General features: G+C 70.4%; 10 protein-coding genes and 10 pseudogenes. 12 read left to right on the top strand and 8 right to left on the bottom strand.

Features of this window, described 5'->3' with window-relative positions; genetic code table 11:
• Both AB0915_RS33100 and AB0915_RS33095 read right to left on the bottom strand, forming a co-directional pair.
• Positions 1-371, bottom strand: a pseudogene (locus AB0915_RS33100) (hypothetical protein); the annotation flags it as partial.
• A 313-nt stretch (positions 372-684) separates the two neighbouring features.
• Positions 685-4,425, bottom strand: coding sequence for a CHAT domain-containing protein (locus tag AB0915_RS33095; protein ID WP_366694573.1), 3,741 nt, complete (start codon positions 4,423-4,425; stop codon positions 685-687).
• A gap of 120 nt (positions 4,426-4,545) precedes the next feature.
• Between AB0915_RS33095 and AB0915_RS33090 the strand changes: the two genes are divergently transcribed.
• Both AB0915_RS33090 and AB0915_RS33085 read left to right on the top strand, forming a co-directional pair.
• On the top strand, positions 4,546-4,938 hold the full coding sequence (locus AB0915_RS33090; protein ID WP_366694572.1) for a hypothetical protein: 393 nt from the start codon (positions 4,546-4,548) through the stop codon (positions 4,936-4,938).
• A 10-nt stretch (positions 4,939-4,948) separates the two neighbouring features.
• Complete coding sequence (locus tag AB0915_RS33085; protein WP_366694571.1) at positions 4,949-5,860, top strand: hypothetical protein; 912 nt, start codon at positions 4,949-4,951, stop codon at positions 5,858-5,860.
• Between the two features lie 31 nt (positions 5,861-5,891).
• On the opposite strand, the gene AB0915_RS33080 is transcribed toward AB0915_RS33085, so the two are convergent.
• Entirely contained in the window at positions 5,892-6,221 is a 330-nt protein-coding gene (locus AB0915_RS33080) for a hypothetical protein (RefSeq protein WP_366694570.1), read from the bottom strand.
• Positions 6,222-6,281: 60 nt separating this feature from the next.
• Between AB0915_RS33080 and AB0915_RS33075 the strand changes: the two are divergent.
• A pseudogene (locus tag AB0915_RS33075) lies at positions 6,282-6,709 on the top strand (IS6 family transposase); the annotation flags it as partial.
• 255 nt (positions 6,710-6,964) lie between these two features.
• Here the strand turns inward: AB0915_RS33075 and AB0915_RS33070 are convergent.
• A pseudogene (locus tag AB0915_RS33070) lies at positions 6,965-7,120 on the bottom strand (transposase); the annotation flags it as partial.
• 304 nt (positions 7,121-7,424) lie between these two features.
• Positions 7,425-8,183, bottom strand: coding sequence for an SDR family oxidoreductase (locus tag AB0915_RS33065; protein WP_366694569.1), 759 nt, complete (start codon positions 8,181-8,183; stop codon positions 7,425-7,427).
• 167 nt (positions 8,184-8,350) lie between these two features.
• Between AB0915_RS33065 and AB0915_RS33060 the strand changes: the two are divergent.
• Positions 8,351-8,494, top strand: a pseudogene (locus tag AB0915_RS33060) (helicase); the annotation flags it as partial.
• Positions 8,495-8,547: 53 nt separating this feature from the next.
• Here AB0915_RS33060 and AB0915_RS33055 read toward each other — a convergent pair.
• Positions 8,548-8,715: pseudogene (locus tag AB0915_RS33055) on the bottom strand (IS5/IS1182 family transposase); the annotation flags it as partial.
• A gap of 875 nt (positions 8,716-9,590) precedes the next feature.
• Between AB0915_RS33055 and AB0915_RS33050 the strand changes: the two are divergent.
• On the top strand, positions 9,591-12,134 hold the full coding sequence (locus AB0915_RS33050; RefSeq protein WP_366694568.1) for a M14 family zinc carboxypeptidase: 2,544 nt from the start codon (positions 9,591-9,593) through the stop codon (positions 12,132-12,134).
• A gap of 87 nt (positions 12,135-12,221) precedes the next feature.
• Here the strand turns inward: AB0915_RS33050 and AB0915_RS33045 are convergent.
• Both AB0915_RS33045 and AB0915_RS33040 read right to left on the bottom strand, forming a co-directional pair.
• Positions 12,222-12,302 (bottom strand): annotated as a pseudogene (locus AB0915_RS33045) (organic hydroperoxide resistance protein); the annotation flags it as partial.
• A gap of 78 nt (positions 12,303-12,380) precedes the next feature.
• Positions 12,381-12,569 (bottom strand): hypothetical protein, encoded by a 189-nt coding sequence (locus tag AB0915_RS33040; RefSeq protein ID WP_366694567.1) that lies wholly within the window; start codon positions 12,567-12,569, stop codon positions 12,381-12,383.
• Between the two features lie 362 nt (positions 12,570-12,931).
• Between AB0915_RS33040 and AB0915_RS33035 the strand changes: the two are divergent.
• The 7 genes and pseudogenes from AB0915_RS33035 to AB0915_RS33005 all read left to right on the top strand — a co-directional run.
• Positions 12,932-14,026: pseudogene (locus AB0915_RS33035) on the top strand (RHS repeat-associated core domain-containing protein); the annotation flags it as partial.
• Between the two features lie 134 nt (positions 14,027-14,160).
• Positions 14,161-14,718 (top strand): hypothetical protein, encoded by a 558-nt coding sequence (locus tag AB0915_RS33030; protein WP_366694566.1) that lies wholly within the window; start codon positions 14,161-14,163, stop codon positions 14,716-14,718.
• A 162-nt stretch (positions 14,719-14,880) separates the two neighbouring features.
• Positions 14,881-15,372 (top strand): DUF4232 domain-containing protein, encoded by a 492-nt coding sequence (locus AB0915_RS33025; protein ID WP_366694565.1) that lies wholly within the window; start codon positions 14,881-14,883, stop codon positions 15,370-15,372.
• Between the two features lie 320 nt (positions 15,373-15,692).
• A pseudogene (locus AB0915_RS33020) lies at positions 15,693-16,336 on the top strand (serine protease); the annotation flags it as partial.
• 144 nt (positions 16,337-16,480) lie between these two features.
• Positions 16,481-16,609: pseudogene (locus tag AB0915_RS33015) on the top strand (LAETG motif-containing sortase-dependent surface protein); the annotation flags it as partial.
• Between the two features lie 6 nt (positions 16,610-16,615).
• A pseudogene (locus tag AB0915_RS33010) lies at positions 16,616-17,377 on the top strand (RHS repeat-associated core domain-containing protein); the annotation flags it as partial.
• 66 nt (positions 17,378-17,443) lie between these two features.
• Positions 17,444-18,196 (top strand): polymorphic toxin-type HINT domain-containing protein, encoded by a 753-nt coding sequence (locus AB0915_RS33005; RefSeq protein WP_366694574.1) that lies wholly within the window; start codon positions 17,444-17,446, stop codon positions 18,194-18,196.
• The last annotated feature ends 38 nt before the right edge of the window (positions 18,197-18,234 follow it).

The raw sequence follows: 18,234 nt of genomic DNA, 5'->3' as shown, positions 1-18,234 counted from the left end.
CGGACCGTCTCATGCGAGACGATCACACCGCGCTGGAGCATCAGCTCCTCCACCTCGCGGAAGCTGAGCAGGAATCGGAAGTACAGCCACACGCAATGGGAGATCACCTCAACCGGATACCGGTGACCCCTGTACGACGGCGACGCGCTCTCCACGGACGAGTCCCCTCCAGCATGATCAACCAGAAGATCATCCCATCCGGTCAGCCAACGTGACAACGCCCCTGAACAAGTTCCTCCCCCCGCCCGATCAACACGCTCCCGCGCGGCATTCACCTCCGCCTGAGCCTGCTCCAGGACCTCCGTCCAGGACTCCAGATCCTGCCTCGCCCGCGCCTCACGCCGTTCCATCAACCCCAGCACCGACGGCATCGCATCCTCCTCGATCAACAACAAGCCGTCCGCTGCCTGCCCCTACCCCTCCACGGTCATGCTCCGAGCACGAAGAAGCCCCCGCCCATCGAACAGGGACTCCCTTTGCCACAACGCACTGAGAGGGCGCCCAAAGCGATCCGCGCCGTCCGGGCCTGGCTCGCCCCCTGGACCACCCTCCAACGATGCTGGCGTGCCTGGACCAACGCACCCCCACCACCCGAACTCCAAGCCCTGATCAACGCTGTCGGCGCAGGCCACCCACTTCACCTCTACTCCCCGGTTTAACAAACCACCGCTAGAAGGCGAGTCATTAGGGCCCCGCGTGTACCTGGCACGCCCACAGGCTGGGCGTCTGGGGATAGGTGTCGCGCAGGGTGCGTACGGCGCCGTGCAGGGCCTCGGCCGTGCGGGCGACGTCGAGCATGCCGTCGCCCCGGTCCAGGGCGTCGTACACGCCGAGCGCTACCTCCCTCCCGATCATGTCGTCGACGTGCCACAGGGAGCCGACGACATGGGGGAAGCCCGCCATCTGGAAGGCGCTGACGATGTGGACGGCCTCGTCGGCGAGCTCGGGACTGGTGAGCAGCGTGTCACAGGAGGACAGGTAGGCGAGCCGGACCGACGGCAGCCGCAGACGGGCCAACTCGCGGACGGTCAGCGGGCGTTCGGTGTGGTCGTGCAGGACGAGCCGGCTGCCCGAGGCGCGTTCCAGGTCGCCCAGGGCGTGGCAGGCGAAGTGGGCGTAGGCGTGCCGGTGCAGGGCCGACACGACCGCGGAGTGGGTGGCGGCGGCGTCCGCCAGCAGCTCCGCCCCGGGGAGCAGACGGGCCAGATGGTCGGCCTCGCCGCGGGCGCCCGGGAGCGCGGCCTGTCCGGCGGCCTCGGCGACGCTGACGACGAGGGTTCCGCCGCCCGCCGGGCGGGCGGCCCGCCGACGGGCGTGGTGCAGGGCCCGCAGGGTCGGCGTGTACGAGGAGACCACCCGGTCCAGGGCGCCGGGAGCGGCGTCGGTGTCCGCAGGGGCCGCCGCGTGCAGGGGCAGCGTGCCCAGGAGGCCGCCGGGCGACCACCACACACGGGCCGCCCCGGGCAGCCGGTCCAGGACCGGGCCGGTGACCGCCCGCCACAGCCAGGCGAGGGTCTCCCGTACGTCCTGCTGCGCGCGCTGGGACTGCTTGCGCGAGGTTTCCGGTGCGTCAATGCGCACCAGCGCGTCCTGGAAGGTCCGTCGGCGCGTCGCCGTCGTTTTCGGGTCGAGGTCCGGGAGCGGTACGGCGTCGATGGCGTGCTCAGTGACGACCAGGGCGTGGCTGCCGTACGGGGAGACGTTGACCAGGACCACCGGGCCCGCGGCTGCCGTGGCACGCAGTTCGCCCTCGTCCCAGTCCCGCACCGGCCGCAGCAGTCCCAGTTCGGGATGCTCGGCGCGGATCCGGGCGGTGAGGTCGCGCCACTCGGCGGCCAGCCGCTGCCGCACATCGGCGCGGGCGTCGGCGGGGCCGGGCGGTTCCTCCGGCAGGGGCCCCAGGTTGTCGGTCGCCGTGTCGAGGACCTCCCGGAGTTCCTCGAAGCGGTCGGCGAGGCCGGGGGCGGTCTCCCGGAGCCGGGTCAGATCGCTGTCGGCGTCGAAGGCGTGGGAGAGGATCACGCCCCTCGCCTGTTCGAGCAGGCCGACCGCGAGTCCGGGCCGGCCGCAGCGCACCGCGCACGCAGCGGCGGCGGCGCCCAGCCCGACGGTACGGCTCAGCAGGAACTCCTGGTCGTCACGGACGAGATGGCGGGGCGCGACGGAGTGCAGCAGGTCGACCGCCACGACATAGCCGTCCAGGGCGCCGGCCCAGTCACCCAGCTCCGCCCGAACGTCACCCCAGTCCCGTGCGGCGTCCAGGCGCAGGGCGGGCGCGCACTGCTGCTCCAGGGCCGCTTCCCGGAACCGCTCGGCCGCTTCGACCAGATCGGCCTGACGGCGACGGCGGCGGAGCCCCACACCGCGCAGGGCCCTGCCCAGGTTCGCCAGGCGCTGGGTGCGTGTGGGGTGGCCGGACGGGGTGGCCTTGACCGCCCGGCGGTACAGTGTGACCACCTCGTCCTGGGCGGCCGACGACAGCAGGGTGCGGGGGCTCAGGAGCCGTGCGTTCGCGGCCACCGTGAGGGCACCGGGCAGGTCGAGGGAGTCCGGGGGCAGTGCCGCGATCACCGAGTCGGCCAGCTCGCGTGCCTCGCGTGCCTCGTCGATCCGCATCGTCTTCGCGATGCGGATCAGCAGGGCGACGGCGAGGTTGTGGCGGCGCCGGGGCAGCATCGGGTCGCCCTCCGGGGTGAGGGCGAGCGCCTGCCTCAGGAGCCGTACCGCCTCGTCGAGCCGGGCGACGGGGTCGAGGGCGCGCTCGAAGCCCGCCATGAGACTGAGCCCGGTCGAGCTCGCCAGCGCCGCCTCGTGCGCGGGGCCCATGCCGGGCAGTTCGGCGGCCCGGCGCCGACACGCCTCGGCCTCCCGCAGGTCGTCGCCGTCCTCGGTCAGCCGGTGCCGCAGACTCAACGCGGCACCGAGGTTGAGCAGCCGCAGCCCGAGCGACCCGTGCCCCTCCCGGGTGAGGGCCACCGACTCCCGATGGACCAGTACGGCCTCGTTCAACTCCTCTGGCTTTCCCGAGCGTTGGAAGCAGGCGATCAGCACCAGGCCGAGGTCGTCGAGCGCCGCGGGACGGTCCGGGTGGTCCGGTGCCATGAGCTTCTCGGCGCGGCGCAGTTGGCGCAGCGCCTCGTCCAGATCCGCCCCGTTCGCCCTCGGGTCGCGCAGGTAGCGGTTGTACAGGGCCATCGCGGGGGCAATGAGCGGCAGTTGCGGGCCGTCCGCCGCCTCCGCGGATGCCATGGAGAGGTCGGTGAAGCCGAGCGCCGCGTCCAGATCGTCCTGGGAGCCGGTCGCGACGGAGCGGGCGCGCAGGGCGTTGCCCAGAGCGTTGCGCAGGGCGGCGGTCTCTCCCGGATTCCCTGCCACCCGCAGCGCCTCGGTGAACACAGCGATCGCCTCGTCCAGATCCGCCACCCGGCCGGTGTGGTGCGCCCTGAGAACGAGCGCCATGCCCAGGCCGTGCCCCGCCGCCGCGGGTCCCTTCAGGTGGCCGTCGACGGCCCGGCGGCACACGTCCACCACCTCGTCGCACTGCTCGGGCGTCGCGCCCTCCACCTGCCGCAGCAGCACCAGCGCCTGCCCCAGGGCGCCGAAGCCGTGGAGGAAATGCGGGTGGCCGGGCGGCAGTTGGGTCAGTACGTCCCGCGCGATGCCCACCGCCTCGTGCAGGTCCTCGGCGTCGTGCGACTCCAGGTAGCGGTCCAGGAGCAGGCGGCCCAGACCGGCGAGGACGAGGACCCGTTCGGGGGAGGCGGCCGGGATCCGCCTGAGGGCACTGCGGACGAACCGGACCGGATCCGCGTCCGGCAGGTCCCCGAACGGCCACGTCGCCCCCGCGAGGGTCACGATGTCGGTGGCACCTCTGAGCCGGCCCGGGAACCAGGGGTCGTACTCCGGCGTCGCGAGTACGGCGAGACTGGCGAGCCCGATCGCGGTGGCGAGCTGGGCGTCGCGCGAGGGCGACATGGTGGCCAGCAGTACGGCCATCTCGTGGAGCCTGCGGACGGACTCGGATGCGCCCGGCGGCGGGTTGTGCTGCCGCCCCTCCGCCACGATCTCGAACGCGGCGACCTGGGCCGCCCACTCGTGGGGACCGTCCGCGTTCGCCGGGTCGGGGTGGATGGCTGGATCGTTGGCCGCGTAGCCCGCCGCCAACTGCGGCGGCACCAAGGTTGGACCGGCGACCCACACCGGGTAGAGCAGGGTCCCTGCCATGCACCCGTGTACGGCGCCACGGTGCCCGGGGTCGGCCATCGCACGGGCGACGCAGAGCCAGCCGGCCGCGTGCCGAGCCTCCATGTCGGTCCTCGTGTCGCAGGTCCGCAGCAGTCCCCGCAGTTCGGCATCCGCGGCGGGGCCGAACACCACGTCCGCGTCTACACGCCCGTCCGCCGTCCCGGCCCGGTCGAGACGCACGCGAACCGCCTGAAGAAACCAGTCCCGGTCGTACCTCACGCCGTCACTCCCCCCAGCCGTCGCTCCCGACAGCATGTCAACTCATGCTCAACTCCGCTTGATCTCCGGCATACTTGGACCATGACGGCATCTGCCCCCTTCCCTCACGCCGACGATCGGGCCGCGGCGGTGTGCGCCCTGCTCGGCTTGCCCGATGACCTGGAGGACCCCGACGTCCGGGACCTGGCCGAGCGGGCAAGTGACTTGCTGCGGTCGGGCGCGAGCGCCGACGAACTCGCCACCTGCTACCGCGACCTGGACATGGCGCTGCGTCGATCGGGAGACGCACGGGGCCTGGTCAACGAGTCCCGGAGCGCGAGGGTCCCCGGCATCTCGCACGACATCAAGGTGGCCGTATGTCCCGGACCGGCCCAGTGCACCCGGGTTGAACGGGCCCGCGACCTGCTCCCCGCCCCGCCCTGCGCCGTCAACGGCACCCGTATGCGCAAGCGCCGTCTGGGCCCCGGCCAGTGACCCCGCCGGTATGAACCCTCTCCTCGCCACTCTGGGCGGCAAACTGGCCGAACGCTGGCTGAATCTGCTGGTCCTTCCCGGCGCCCTCTTCCTCGCCGCCACGGCCGTCGGCACTACCCTGGGACACCGCCACTGGCACGACATTGACCGGCTGCGCACCACGCTGGACGACCTCGCGACCCGACCCGCCCTCGACCGCGCCGGTACCGCCGCGCTCCTGGTCGCCCTCGTCCTGCTCGCCGCGACCGCGGCCTCACTCGCCGCGCAGTTCCTCAGCGGCGCGATCGAGCGGTACTGGCTCCGGTTCGGCCGCGACCCGCTATCCCGTGCCCTGACCGCCCGCCGCACCCGCAGGTGGCGGGACCTGGACACGCAGTACGAGGAGGCCCACGACGGCATCTCTGCGCCCAACGGCCGGCCGTCGGCCCCGCCGGACATCCAGGCGCGCATCGAGAACCTCGCCGAGGCCCGCGACCGCGTCGCGCTACGCAAACCGACCCGCCCCACCTGGTACGGCGACCGCGTCCAGGCGACGGCGGAGCGCGTCCACACCACCTATGGAGTGGACCTTGCCGCCCTCTGGCCACGGCTGTGGCTGATTCTCCCCGAACCCGCCGTACGCCAGATCCAGTCCGCCCACGACTCCTTCGCCGCCGCCGCCCGCCTCGCCGCCTGGGCCGTGGGCTACGCCCTGCTCGCCTGCTGGTGGTGGCCGGCCGCCTTGGTCGCCGTCTGCTGCGCGGCCGTCGCCCGCTCCCGCGCTCACGACGCCCTGGACGCATTCGCCGAGCTCATCGAGGCCGCCGTCGACGTCCACGCCCGGGAACTGGCCGAGCGGGTCGGCCTGATCGGGGCGGACTCGGCGGTGCTGGGTCATGGGATGGGGGGCCGGATGTCGGAGCTGTTCAGGAAGGCCGGGTGACGGGGCGGCGGGCGGCCGATCGCTGTCGGAGTCAGCGCAGAAACCTCTGCGTCGCCTTGTGTTTGATCAGCACGATGGTGACCACACAGACACTGAACGCGGCCAGGTAGCCGGCCATCCTCGACCACCACTCGTCGCGGGGGAGACCGGTGTCGGCTACGCCGGTGCCGATGCCGACGCCGGCCAGGGCGCCCACGAGGGAGAGCAGACCGCCCGCGATGCCCGCCCAGTCCGACTCGCCGCGCAGCAGCGCGGAGCCGCAGAAGAGCAGGGTCCCGCCGATCACGATGGGGATGACGCAGGCCACCGTCGCCACGATGCCGAAGGCCCACCGGTTCTCGCCGGGCTTGGCGTCGGCCATCCACGACACCATCCACAGCATGCCGAAGACGCCGACACCGGCCAGGACGACTGGTGTGTGAAGTTCGGGCAGACCTACGCCAACGCGCTGCGCCGCCGGCAGCCCCGGTCTGGGACAAGTGGCATCTGGACGAGGTCTTCATCAAGATCAACGGCGGGCAGAAGTGTCTGTGACAGGCTGTCGACCAGGACGGCAGCGTCCTCGACGCCCTCGTGCAGAACCGCCAGGACACCGCCGCGGCCAGGCGGTTCTTCCGCCGCCTGCTGAAGAACACGGGCGCGGTGCCCAGGGTGGTCGTCACGGACAAGCTCCGCTCCTACGGCATCGCCCACCGCGAGGTCATGCCCTCGGTCGAGCACCGCTCCTGCAAGGGTCTCAACGACCGGGCGGAGAATTCCCGCGAGCCCACCCGGCAGCGTGAACGGGTGATGAAGGGCTTCCGGAGTGCGGGTGGAGCGCAGCGGTTCCTGTCCGCGTTCAGCGGCATCTCCCCCCACTTCCGACCCCGACGTCACCTGTGACAACGCACTCCACAGCAGGGATCTCGCGCTCGATCCACGCATCGCGGTGGCGCCGGATGTCCTGCCGGGAGACACAGATGCCATCCACCTCGACGAACCTCTGGGCCCGGCGGCTCAGGCCTGCAGGTGCAACTGCGATCGGCGATACGGGGTTGCCGGCCATCACCGCTGCTCACCACCGCCGACGCGGAGTACGGCCGCCGCGATCTCCCGCACGCGGTCCAAGTACAAGATCGCGTTGACGATCTCCCGCATCTGGTAGTTGCCCTGGTGGCCGCTGACGGAGGGGTGCTTCGCCTTCCACGCGGTGGTCACCGGCTCGATCAGCGCCCAGCGTTCGTCGGATAGGTCGCTCTTGTAGGGCTTGCGGTCGCTCACCCGGTCACTCCAGAACGGCCAAGCCCGCCGACCGGCCTGGAGCCCCCACCATCACACGTTCAGGCGACGCCGAAACGGACATCAGGTCACGTACCGCCCTCTGAGAGGGAGGCACGTCGGCGTGGCAGTGCACGTATCGGTGACGTGTGCGCGGTCTCGTCATCGATGAGTGCCGAGCAGGTGGCCTGGCGCAGGTCGCGCTACGGCGGTCAGAACGCCTAGTGGGACGACGCGCCCTGCGCGCGGCGCACGGTCGTCGGCGGATACCCCGGTGGGGGGCGCGGGGCCGGGGTGGACCTTCAGGTCAACGGGTGGTGAATCCGCCGTCGATCGCGAGGGTTGCGCCGGTGATGAACGAGGCTTCGCTGCTCAGCAGGAACGCCACGAACGGGGCGATTTCCTCGGGCTGGGCGATGCGGTTCACCGGATGCATCGCCGAGATCTGCGCGACGGCCTCGTCGCTGGTCATCATGGAGCCGCGGGCCAGCGGCGTGTCGACACCGCCGGTGGTGATGGCGTTGATCCGCACGCCCTGCTCGGCGACTTCGAGCGCGGTGGCCCGGGTCAGCCCCACGACCGCATGCTTGGCGGCGACGTACGGGGCAACGCCGGGCAGCGCGACGACGCCCATGTTGGAGGCGTTGTTGACGATCGCGCCGCGGGACTTGAGAACCTCAGGGATCTGGTGCTTGAGGCAGTTGAAGACGCTAGTGACGTTCTGGGCGATCTCAGCGTTCCACGCGGTGCCGTCGATGCTGGACACCGGGCCGGAAGCGTTGAAGCCGCCGGCATTGTTGAACGCCCCGTCCAGGCGGCCGAACTCGGAGAGCGCCGCCGCGACCAGGGCGGCAGCGTCGGCCTCGACGGAGACGTCCGCGGGAACGAAGAGCGCCCGACCGCCCGTAGCACGGATGCTCTCGGCAGCCTCCTCACCGACGTCCTTGCGGCGGGCGCCGATGACGACGGCGGCGCCTTCCGAAGCGAGCCGCCGGGCGACCGCGAGACCGATGCCGGAGGAGCCGCCGGTGACGACGAAAACCTTGGAATCCAGACGGGAAGACATGGAGAAGCCTTTCGGAAAGAGGTGGTTCTGGGTGGTCGGCCGGGCCCGGCGCCTGATCACCTCCATCAGACTGCGGCAGGGTGGAAGTCGGCGCTGGCGGGTATCGGACCTCGCATTGCCTGCGGAACCCAGCCGCCGCCGGTGGGCACCATGCCGGGATCTGTGACGTCCCCCGGGGGCATGTAGAGCGGCTGGAAGACGGGAGCGAGGTGAAGCTCTGGGTGTTTCTGTCGAACAGCAAGAGCCGACGCGCCAAGCTCACCACCGACAAACTCGCCGCGCTCGCCGCCCTCGAACTCGACTGGGCGGCGGCAATGGCGCGGGAGACCGTGGAGCGGGCGGTGCCGTACAACGCAGCGAGCGCGGCGTGTGGAAGCCCGGTGCGAAGGTGGACCAGGGTGACGATCAGACGGTCAGTGAAGACCAGGTCGTACTTCGGGCCGACACCCGCCTGCCGCTGCCGCCCGCCACCACGCCGCTCGCCGAGCGCCGACTCGCGTTCGTCGCGCAGTCCACGAACCAGATGATCCACGGCCGCAGGGCGATACCCTCGACGTCGACCAGGACCGGGGCCTGGACGTGATCGGCCTCCCACACCTGATTCCGCCACCCCCGCGGCCGCGCCAGAAACACATCGTGCCTGCGGGCCTCACGCTCCCCACCCGCAAGCCCTGCCCGCTCCCCGGTGTCAGATCACGCCGAATCGCGCGATGCAGCGTCGGAACCGACGGCGGAGGGTCACCCTCGCCCCTGACCGCGCGAGCGGTCAGCTCACGGTGGACGGCCGCGACGTTGCCCCTCCACAGCCCGAGCAGAGCCCGGACCTCCGGGGTGACCGTGAACCTCCCGTAGTACCGGGTCCGCTCCCCCGGTGCCGCGGCCGCGGCCTCGTCCTGCTCGGCGGCGGCCAGCCACCGCCACACCGCCCGCTCCCGCACACCCAACGCCTCGGCCATCACCCTCACATGCCAGGTGGTGAGCTTCCCCTCCCGACGCAGAGCCAGCAAACGCCGCACCGCTGGCCCCCGCAACGCCCGAACCGACACAGCAGGCAACGCCGAGCCCGACCCCTCCGAGGCTCGTGGCTGTACTTCATGATCCACCCCACGATCACACCAACCCCCGCCCGTCGATAGATCAGAACTCACGAAACTGAGACAGCATCACCCCACCTGCGATAAACACCCCAGACAGCGAACCCCACACCGATCTGTCACGTCCACGACAGTGACCCCACACCCCGGAACAGCCCCCGACCAGCACCAACACACCAAGACCAACTCTCTCTCACACCACTGCCCCCAAACCGAGAGATCGCAGTCACTGCAGACCCTCTTGTTGAGTACGAAATTAGCCGGTAGACCTGCGGGTTCCGATCACTTCCGATCAACCGGAGGTACGAAGCGCATGGGAATGCACAGACCCGTTCTGATCGCCACCGCGGCCCTGGCCGGCGCGCTACTGCTCGCACCACCGCCGGCGACCGCCGCTCCCCGGAAGCCACAGCCCCCCGTACGTGAAGGCGGCGGCCGGGACACCGCCGTTGCCGTCGCTCCGGCCGCCGCGGCCAGTCGCGCGCTTGCCGCACCGACGCCCGCCCTGCGCCACGACACCGGCTATCCGCGCCACACCGTGCTCGTCCCGCCCCCGGTGAACCCGGCCGACAAGTCGGTCAAGCTGGGCCTGACGCCATATCACGCCATCGCGCCGAAGCTGAACGAGCTTCAGAAGCGGAGCGACCGGGTCAGCGTCGAGGTGGCGGGGCGTTCAGCGGGCGGGCACGAACTGTATCTGGTGACGGTCACCGCGCCGGAGACCGCGGCGCAGGCCCGTGACCAGGAGCGGATGCGAGAACGCATCGAGCACTCCCCCACGGCCGCCGCCAAGGACCGGAAGATCAAGTCGGCCTACAAGGCACCGGTGTTCATCAACAACAACATCCACGGCAACGAGTGGGAGGGCACCGACGCCGCGCTGAAGCTCATCGAGCGGCTGGCCACGGCGAACGACGCCCGTACCACCGAGCTGCTGTCAAAGAGCCGTATCCACCTCAATGTCACGGCTAATCCGGACGGGAGGATCGCCGGCACCCGCGCCAACGCCAACGGCTTCGACCTCAACCGGGACTTCATCACCGGCAGCCAGCCCGAGTCCCGCGCCATCCGGCAGATCGCCATCGACAAACAGCCAGTGATGATGCTGGACCTGCACGGATACGTCAACGGCACCCTGATCGAGCCGACCACCCCGCCGCACGGCGAGAACTACGAATACGACCTCTTCCTCAAGAATTCCTACGCCAACGCGCTGGGCATGGAGGCCGCCATCAACGGCCTCGGCTACACCCCGCAGAAGGACGGCGTGCAGCCCGCCATCATCCCCTTCCGCGACCAGCAGGAGGGCTGGGACGACTGGCCGCCGATCTTCACCCCGCAGTACATGCCGTTCCACGGCACAGTCGCGGCCCACACCGTCGAGTTCCCGATGCGGGTCAACGGGCAGGACTACGAGACCCAGCCGGTCGACGAGCTGCGACGCAGGTCGACGATCAACACCGCCATCGCGGGCGCCGCGATGCGGGCCACGCTTGACTACGCACTGGACCACCGCGCCTCGGTGATCGCCGACCAGATCGAGATATTCCGGCGCGGCACGGCGGGCGAGGCACAGAGGCCGGTGTCGGAGGAGACCGTTCCGGGTGTGCCGGGCATCGGCCCCGAGGACGTCTACACCGCCGAGTTCCCCCAGGCGTATGTGATTCCGGCCGGAAGCGGACAGAGGTCCGCGACGGCCGCGGCCCGGCTGGTGGACCATCTGACCGCCAATGACGTGCGGGTCGTACGGGCGGACGAGGGCTTCCAGCTGAACGGACGGACGTATCCGGCCGGCTCGTACGTCGTCGACATGCACCAGCCCAAGCGCGGTCTGGCCAATGTGATCCTGGCCGACGGCCGGGACATCAGCGCGGACGTGTCCGCGATGTACGACATCTCGGGCTGGAGCCTCGGGCTGCTCTGGGGTGCCACGGTGGACCGGGTCAAGGACGGACGGCTGCGTGTCGAGGGACGTACGGTCCATGGGGCGGCGCCGACCGGCCATGTCGCGCCCCGCGGGGACCTGGCGCTGCGGCTCGACGACCCGAAGGAGCTGACAGCGGTCAACTCCCTGCTGGCGCAGGGCGTCCGGGTACGCCGTACGGACGACGGGACGGCGATCGTGCCCGGCTCGGCACGCGAGCAGGCGCGGGTGCTCGCCGACCGGTACGGCGTCGCCTTCCGGGCGACGGAGCAGCGCGGCACGGCGGATCTGCACCGCACCCGGGTCGCCGCGGCAGTGACGCCCGGCGAGCTGTTCTCGCTGCGCGAGATGGGCTTCGACGTGGTGCCGGTCTCGACGGCCGTGCTCAACGCGGGCTTCGACTGGTCCGCCGCCGATGTGCTGTACGTGTCCACCGGACTGTCGTACAAGGCTCTCGACCCGGCGGCGCGCGCCGCACTCGACGGCTTCCTGAAGGGCGGCGGTGGCGTGGTCGGCCTCGGCTCGACGGGCGCGGCCTTCAACGCCGCCGCGGGGCTGCTCGCCGCCACGGCGGTGGAGGGCCACGGCGACGCCAACGGCGTGGTGCGGGTGGTGAACGCGGGCGGCCCGGTCACCGGCGGCGCCTCCGGGCACAGCTTCGTCTACTCCCCGCTGTGGTTCACCGGTCTGGGCGCGGGCGTACGCGCCGACCAGTCGTACGGCAGCGGCAATCCGCTGGTCTCCGGCCACTGGCGGGCCCTGGAGAACGGCTCAGGCGGCCCCCTGGACGCGGCGGGCCGTGCCTCGGTCGTCAGCGGTACGTCCGCGCAGGGCTCCCAGGTCGTGCTGTTCGGCACCCAGCCGCTGTTCCGCGCCCACCCGAAGGGGGTGTTCGCGCAAATCGGACGGGCGCTGCTGACCACCGGGGAATGATCGCCGGCTGAACCCCGGGGGCCGGCCCCCCGGGTACGGCGGAGGGCCGCACCCCTGTTCAGGGTGCGGCCCTCCGCACGGGCGGGATCAGGCCGCGGCGACCTCGACCTTGATGTTGCCGCGGGTGGCGTTGGAGTACGGGCACACCTGGTGGACCTTCTCGACAATCAGGTCGTCGAGGAGCCGGTCCAGAGCGGCGATCGAGGCGTACTCCGGGACTCCGTGACTGTTGCGGACGCAGGGCCGTCATTCGATCCTCCCCTGTGCTTGCTGCCGGGGCAGCTCGCGTCGCAGCCGGTACATGCGCTCGCGGTGGCGGAGGTAGTCCCGCACCACGTCACGCCGGTGCTCGGACTCCTGCGGCAGAAGTGCGGCCACGCTGGCGATCGCCGTGCACAGCACGGCGCACAGGAACGCCCACCAGGGGTCTGCCAAACGAACGGCCCTGTCTCACATTCGGTGGTTGCGATCTCTCGATTTCGTGTCAGTACGCGACCTGCGCCTATACAGCCCGGTGACAGTACCGACACCCCCGATCTCTCATCTCATGACAGTGGCAGCACGTCCGGCGAGCCCGACGTATGACTCACTGACCAGTACGTCCGGGCAACACACGGGGAACCCGCCACTGTCACACCATTCACTGACACGAAACCAAGAGATCGCATCCAGGCGGTCACCGACGACCAGGGCAACACCAAGGCCACGTACAGCTACACCGCGTACGGAGCCCAGGACGACGCCCAGATGTCCGGCGCCGACAAGCCGGGCGCGGGCGGCGTGCGAGTGCCGAGCCGTACAACGCGTACCGGTTCAACAGCGCCCGTGTGGACACCGCCTCCGGCAACTACAACATGGGCTTCCGGACCTACTCCACGGGGATGAACCGGTTCCTCTCCCGTGACATGTACAACGGCGCCATGGCCGACATGCGACTGGCCTTCGACCCGATGACCGGCAACCGGTACGCGTTTGCGGGCGGCAACCCGCTGTCGAACGTGGAGCTGGACGGCCACAGCTGGGCGAGCTCGAACGACGGGCGACCGTTCGCCGTGGACAGCGCGGGCGTGGTCACGGACCTCATCGACGAGATGATGAACACGGTCCGGGACAACTACATCAAGCAGAAGCGGGTCAAGAACCGCACCTACGTGGGCGCCTACGACCCAGCGACGGACCGCTACGCGGCCGGCATGTCGTCGAACCCGTTCGGCTGCGCCGAGCGGGACTGCGCGCGGAAGCTCGGTCTGCCGATGGACCAGGTGCGCTTCGGCAACGCCGTGGCGTACGACCGTCCCTCCAAGGCGCCATTCCCAATGCCGGTCTGCGAGAACTGCCAGAACGACACGGCGCCGCGGCAGTACCCGGGGAACGCCAAGTGGCGGGAAGGCGGCCGGTTCGACACCGGCCGGCCGATCCACACCACGCCGCCGAGCGAGTTCAGCACCGAGGTGGCCGTCCGGGCGAACAGCGAACTGGTGGCGGTCCGGTCGACCCAGGCCGCCGAGGCGGCCGCGGCAAGGACCGCGGCATCCACGGCTTCCAGCGGCTCCGGCTTCGCGAGCAAGCTGGGCAAGGCGGCCAAGTGGGGCGGCCGCGGCCTCCTCGGACTCGGCATCGGCGTCGCCGTTTACGAGATCTGGAGCGCGCCGGACGGCCAAAAGGGCGAGGCGGCCGTCTCGGCCGGCTCCACCCTGGCCGACGGCCTGGCCAGCGCCTGGGCGGGTACCGAGGTCGGCGCGGCGGCCGGTGCGGTAATCGGGTCGATCATCCCGGGCGCCGGAACCGCGGTCGGAGGAGTCGTCGGAGGCGTGGTCGGCGGCATCGCCGACAGCATCGCCGGGAGCTCTCTCGGCAGTAAGGCAGGTGATTTCTTCAACAGCCTATGGTGACGCACGCCGGTAGTTCCCGGTAACGCACCAGCCGATATCCTGGCCTCCGCGTTCTCTTGGACCGCGGAGGCCAGGCCCCTGTCAGGTCACTTCATTCACGGCCCCTTTCCGGGGCCTTGCGAGGCAGCAGCGTCATGAACGAGCACGACATCCCCGGCCCCGTCTGGTTCGAGCCCGACCCGGAGCTGGAGGCCACCGAGGGGGGGCTTCGCTTTCTCGCCGCTCTCCGTGAGCGGGCGGAATCCGGCGCGTGGTCCTGCGATCCCGACGACACTTTCGCGAGCTTCGCGGTCTTCGAGAACCGCACCGAACTCATGGTCACCCTGGAACTCTACGATCCCGATTCCGATCCGGAAGCACACATTCTCACCGTGGGCGCGTTCTTCACCGGCTCCCGTCTCGTCGGAGGCGAATTCCGTGATCAGCTGTACACGCTGGAGCGGAACCCGGAAACGGCGATCGAGAGTTCTGGAACGCCCGAATTCCTCGCGGAGCGCGCGGCGGAGTGGTTCACCCGCATGCTCGAAATTCCCGTCCTGCGGAACGAGTTCGAGGTCGGTGGCCGGGTCGTGAACCGGCAGTGGGTGCTGGCCAGCACGGGTCGGGAACTGACCTCCCAGTTCCGCGTGCAGCCGGGTGACCCGCTGGCCCGTACGGTCCCGGTCCGGGGCGACCGCGCGGCAGGGACATAGTGGCGACGAGGCGGGGGCGGCCGGTTCGACGTCGGGGACGCCGAGTGCCCCGGTGTCCTCGTCCAAAGTACCGGCCCCTGAGACCTCGAAAGCCCCAGCGCAGGCGCATCTACGGCGCCGGAGGCGAGCGCTTCCCACAGCTCCGGACCGTCGAGTGCCACGGTGAAGACCTGTGCCGGGCCCGCCCTGAGGGCGGCCGTGTATCAGGCTGCCGAACGTCCGCCCGGCGCGGAAATCGGAGCAGCGGTCGTCGAGTTCACCAACGTCTCCGGACAGCCATGTGTCCTGCTGGGCCACCCGTCGGTGGCAGGCGCGGGCAACGGCTCCGCGCAGCACAACGCTTCGCTTTCGGTGACGCGCACGGGCTCCGCGTCACCAGGGCGGACATCAGCCGGCTCGCGCTTATCCGCGGTATCGACATCAACGAAACCGCGACCGCCGTCAAATTCCACGACAGCACAGCCCACCGCAAATGCCAGGTCCACCCTCTCCCCACCTGAACACGCCCCCTCATCCGCGCAGCCGGTATCCACGGACAGCTCAAGGACCGCGCCCCCGGACAGCCCGCTCTTCCCCCTCATCACGGTTCAGAACGGCGAACAACTCCGCCTCACCGCAACAGGCACCCGCTACAACCTGAAGCCCACACCGTAGAACGCGACACCGGCCGCCCCCGTCCCCAACTGTCGGCACCCAGCCCCTGCCATCACAGCCCTGACCAGCCACACTCCGGACCTCGGGTTTTCCCCAGTACGGAGAGGAAGAGAGCCATACCATCGACTGGCCTGTTTCCCGGATGGTCTGGCAGGAATCAAAACAACGAGGCTGAATGCGCACGGATCCACCAAGCAAATGCGTACGGATCCACCGAGCAAAAAAAGGAACCACCTGTGTACAGCCTCAAGCCACTGCGCCGCCGTACCGCCCGCACCGCTGCCGTCGGCGTTCTCGCAGCTGCGGCCTGCGCCACTGTCATGGCCGGCAGCGCCTCAGCCATCGTCAACGGATCGGACTCCACCGAGCACTACCCGTTCATGGCGACCATCCCCGAGTCGGCCCCCACGCTCGGTCTGAACGACGGGACCTGCGGCGCGTCGCTGATCGATAAGCAGTGGGTACTGACGGCGGCCCACTGCGTGAAGGGTGACGGCCTGGAGCTGGACGGCATCGTGCGCGTCGGCAGCGACCACCGCAAGTCCGGCGGCACTGTCCGGAAGATCGACCGGATCTTCGTCCACCCCGGCTACGTGAACGGCGAGGGCAAGGCCGCCAACAACAACGACCTCGCGCTGATACGCCTGGACCGCCCGGTCGCCCAGCATCCCATCAAGATCGCCGGCATGTAGGGGGCCCTGGCACGCCGACCCGGCTCCTGGGCTTCGGCACCACCGTCGACACCGAGCTCAAGTTCCCGGACCGACTGCAGGAGCTGAACACCCGCAGGGGCGCTGAGTCCGAATGCGCGCCGGGCTACGCGGGCCCGACCCGGCTGTGCACCATCACCACCGTGCCCAAGGCCATGGCGTGCTTCGGGGACTCCGGCGGGCCGCAGGTCCAGAAGGGCCGCAACGGCCGCTGGGAGCTGATCGGCGTCACCTCGGGGCCCGGTGCCCCGAAGGTGCCGTGCTCGGAGGGTCCTGGCCTCTACACCAACGCGCACGCCTACGCGGGCTGGATCAACAAGACCATGAAGACCAACCACGCCCTGAAGACCAACAGCGCCCTGAAGACCGACGGCGCCCTGTCGACTGTCGCCATGGGCTCCGACCTCGCCGAGACCGGTACGAACGACAACACCGCCGCAATCGCCGGTATGGCAGCCGCGCTGGTCGTCGCCGGTGGCGGCACCGCCGTCGCAGTACGCCGCCGCAAGACCCGCAGCGCCGCCTAACACGCCAACCGCACCTCGCTGACCACGGCCGCCGCGGCGCCCGGGCTGGACTGCCCGACGACGGGCGGCACCACCACCACGTCGGCCTTCGACAGCGCCGACCGCATCACCGACGCCGGGTACGTCTACGACGCCTTCGGCCGCACCACCGCCCTGCCGGGCGGCGTGAACGTCGGCTACTACGCCAACGACCTCGCCTACCAGCAGACTTCGGGTGCCAAGCGCCAGACGTGGAAGCTCGACGCCGCGCTGCGCTTCCGTTCCTGGACGGTGGAGAGCAGCAGCGGCGGGTCCTGGTCTCCCACCGAGAGCAAGATCAACCACTACGACGGCGAGAGCGACAACCCCCGCTGGATCGTCGAGAACACCGCCACGGGCGCACTGACCCGCAACGTCGACTCCCTCTCGGGCAGCCTCGGCGCCGTCACCAGCGCCACCGGTGACACCGTCCTCCAGCTCTCCGACATCCACGGTGACGTCGCGCTCCAGCTCCCGCTCAACGCGGGTGAGGCGCCGGTGGCACTGGACACCGACGAGTACGGCAATCCGCGCGACGCGCAGCAGGCGGTCCGGTACGGCTGGCTGGGCGGCAAGCAGCGCTCCTCCGAGACCGTCGCCGGCTTCACGCTCATGGGCGTACGCCAGTACAACCCGGCGACCGGCCGTTTCCTGAGCGTCGACCCGGTCCAGGGCGGCAACGCCAACGCGTACGAGTACTGCACGCCCGACCCGGTCAACTGCTACGACCTCGACGGCAAGTGGGGCTGGAAGAAGATCTTCCGCAAGGCCAAGAGCTGGGCCTGGCGCAACAAGTGGGACATCGCCCTGACCGCGGTGGGCTTCGTGCCCGGTCTCGGCGCCGCGGCATGGGGCTACCGCGCCTACCGCGGCTACCGCGCCATCCGCGCGGCGCGGGCGGTCGGCCGCTCCTGCCGGGTCAACTCCTTCCTGCCGCAGACCCCCGTCGTGCTGGCCGACGGAAGCACCAAGCCGATCAGTGAGATCACGATCGGCGACCGAGTGCAGGCCGTCGACGAGCTGACCGGTGAACTCACCGTCTCGCCGGTCACCGACGTCATCGTCGGCCAGGGCGTGAAGGACCTGGTGACGCTGTCCGTCGACGCGGACGGGGACGGCTCCGCGGAGCCGGTGACGGCGACCGCCGGCCACCCCTTCTTCGCACAGGGCCGGGGCTGGGTGGACGCAGGCGATCTGACCGCCGGCACCCGCCTGATGAACCCGAAGGGCACGCTGCCGACGGTCACCTCCGTCAGCCGCGAGCGGGCCGTCACCACGGTCTACAACCTGACCGTGGGAGGCACCCACACCTTCTTCGTGGCGGTGGACGGGCAGACGGCCCTGGTCCACAACTGCGCGCGGTACATCCCGAAGAAGCCCGGCGTGCTGAACTGGTGGCACCCGACCCGCTTCTCCAGCAAGGCCGCGGCGATCCGCAAGGCGAAGGACGTGGCCCGCACCGGCGGCCGCTGCCGCTACCGCGGTCCGTGCGGCTCGGGCACCCACGTGCACGTGGACTTCATCAACCGGTTCGGGCGGATCTTCCGCACCAACCCCTACCGCTGGTAGGCCTCAGGGCCGGTGGGGCGACGGCGCACTGACGCGCC

The organism is Streptomyces sp. NPDC048411 (assembly GCF_040704695.1).
Classification (GTDB): Bacteria; Actinomycetota; Actinomycetes; order Streptomycetales; family Streptomycetaceae; genus Streptomyces.
The sequence above is the reverse complement of the archived record's forward strand: the minus strand, read 5'-3'. Positions and strand labels throughout refer to the sequence as shown.

Excerpts from the sequence above, each read along its gene's own strand:
- AB0915_RS33090 (WP_366694572.1), top strand. The coding sequence starts at position 4,546 with ATGACGGCATCTGCCCCCTTCCCTCACGCCGACGATCGGGCCGCGGCG.
- AB0915_RS33085 (WP_366694571.1), top strand. The coding sequence starts at position 4,949 with ATGAACCCTCTCCTCGCCACTCTGGGCGGCAAACTGGCCGAACGCTGG.
- AB0915_RS33080 (WP_366694570.1), bottom strand. The coding sequence starts at position 6,221 with ATGGCCGACGCCAAGCCCGGCGAGAACCGGTGGGCCTTCGGCATCGTG.
- AB0915_RS33065 (WP_366694569.1), bottom strand. The coding sequence starts at position 8,183 with ATGTCTTCCCGTCTGGATTCCAAGGTTTTCGTCGTCACCGGCGGCTCC.
- AB0915_RS33050 (WP_366694568.1), top strand. The coding sequence starts at position 9,591 with ATGGGAATGCACAGACCCGTTCTGATCGCCACCGCGGCCCTGGCCGGC.
- AB0915_RS33030 (WP_366694566.1), top strand. The coding sequence starts at position 14,161 with ATGAACGAGCACGACATCCCCGGCCCCGTCTGGTTCGAGCCCGACCCG.